Source organism: Alkalispirochaeta americana (assembly GCF_900156105.1).
In the GTDB taxonomy this organism is placed as follows: Bacteria; Spirochaetota; Spirochaetia; order DSM-27196; family Alkalispirochaetaceae; genus Alkalispirochaeta; species Alkalispirochaeta americana.
In genome coordinates, this window is record NZ_FTMS01000052.1 from 1 (window position 1) to 2114 (window position 2114).

General features: G+C 54.6%; 2 protein-coding genes. Both read left to right on the forward strand.

The features are described 5' to 3' along the window. Nucleotides 1–1264: Mu transposase domain-containing protein (locus BW950_RS14625; RefSeq protein ID WP_076490030.1), on the forward strand; the 1264-nt coding region annotated here is incomplete at its 5' end. Beyond that, the gene (gene istB, locus BW950_RS14630; RefSeq protein ID WP_076490031.1) at nt 1261–2022 is read left to right on the forward strand and encodes an IS21-like element helper ATPase IstB; all 762 of its coding nucleotides are present in this window, start codon (nt 1261–1263) and stop codon (nt 2020–2022) included. The genes BW950_RS14625 and istB, both read left to right, overlap by 4 nt. Nucleotides 2023–2114 lie beyond the last annotated feature (92 nt).

A 2114-nucleotide genomic window follows, 5' to 3' on the forward strand; every position in this document is an offset into this window, starting at 1 on the left:
GACACTGCGCAACTATGTTCAGGCTCTCAAGGTTACCGGTGCAGTGGAGCTCAAGAAGCAGAAACCGTTGCGCCGTCCACAAGAGGAATCGAAACTCGGGGATCAGTGTCAGATCGACTTTGGGCAAAGCAGAATTACCCCGGGGGGACGAAAAGCCTACATTTATGCAGCCGTGCTGGCTGCCAGTCGTGCTCGTTACGTGGCTGTGCAGGACCACCCTTTCCGTACCGTGGAGGTAATACGCCATACGCTGGACGCCTTCCGCTATTTTGGAGGACGACCGCGTGTGCTCGTGATTGACCAGGATAAACTGATGACAGTCAGTGAGAACGCCGGAGAGATCAGGCATACCGCTGACTTTGAGCACTTTATCCGGGAACAGGATCTTGCCGTATGGCTTTGCCGGAAGGCAGATCCGCAGAGCAAGGGGAAGGTAGAAAACACGGTAAAGTTTGTGAAAACGAGCTTCTTCTCTGCCCGCACTTTCACCTCGGTCGATGATATTCACGCACCATTATCACTGTGGCTGACCCGTCGGGCGAACGGAAAGATCCATCAAGTAACTGGTCGTATACCGGCCCGGGTTCTGGAACTCGAAGAGCGAGGGACCCTCAGAGCGATTCGCTCAAGCATCTATGACCAGCACATCGGAATACCCCGGGATACCAGAAAGGCCAATAGCAAAGGCATGATCGCCTTTGCCGGCAATTTCTTCTCGGTTCCCCAGGAATATGCCGAGAGAACGGTGGCTGTCCAGGCTGGGCCGGTGCACCTGCGAATCTACGACATGGACAGCGGGAGTGAACTCTGTTCTCACCCTTTGCCAGAAGGAAAAGGCCGTAGCATCGTCTCTGAGGGCCATCGGGTAAAACGGGGGAGCAAGCCCCGGGAGGTCTATGACGAGCTGGCTGACCGTGTCGAGCTTCCAGGCTGGAAGTCCTTCCTCAACGCCAATCTGGAGAGATACCAACGCTACTGGAAAGATCAGTCGGTGCATCTCGCCCGGATTGCAGAGACGGCAAAAGAACTGGATATCCTGGATGCTGCGATATCCTTCTGCGAGTCAGCAGAATGTTATGGAGCCGGTGATCTGAAGTCGGCTTATGAGCACCTGTGTGAGTCCCGTGATACCGGGTTTCCCTCACTGCTGGATCAGGCACGGCCAATGATCTCGATCCGGACCAGGGCGTCTTCCGAGGTGGCCAAGCGAGGCATCCGGTACTATATGTCCGCCTTGTCACTGGTCCTGGGGGTTCCGGCATGAGCGGGTATCAGCAGACAAAAGCGATCCTGGAATCGCTCAAACTAAAAGGGGCCGCACGAAAGCTCGATACCTTGCTGGAGCGTGCCGAGAGCGAGTCCTTGTCTTTCTCGGGGTTTCTGCACCAGACGATGGAAGCGGAGTTGCAGGATCGCAGCGAGCGTCGTCTCAAGCGAAATCTGACAGCAGCGCACCTGCCAATTGAGAAGCGACTTGACGATTTTCAGTTCGATCGGGTAGTAGGGATTTCCCGCAACGAAGTGGTGAACCTCCTGGACTTCCGCTGGATCGATATGCACGAGAATATTGTCTTCCTCGGGCCCCCTGGTTTGGGGAAGACACATCTGGCGATTGCCCTGGCCCTCAAGGCACTCCATGCGGGATATACCGTCTGCTTTGAGAGAATGAGCAATCTCGTGAAGCTCCTGAAAACGGCAGAGATTCACCGTTCCAGCACCTTCCGGATGAACAGAATTCTCAAGAGTCACATCCTGATTATCGACGAGATTGGCTACACGCCGATTGATCGTCGGGAAGCGAACATGTTCTTCAACCTGGTAAGCGAGCTCTACGAAAGAACCTCGATCATCCTTACCTCCAACAAGGGATTTGATGAGTGGGCAGAGATGATGGGAGACGAGATCATGACCACGGCCATGCTCGACCGCCTCCTCCACCACGTTCGGATCTTCTCCCTGGACGGAGACTCCTACAGGGTTTCTCAATCCAGAGAGGGAAAGGAGGAAGTGGTTCCTGGCTAATGCCACAGATCCGTATCAACAACGGGTACGTTGTACCCGGAGTGGTCAATGTTATTTGCCGATATAGTGGTTAAAAGGGGTTGCCGTTTCCA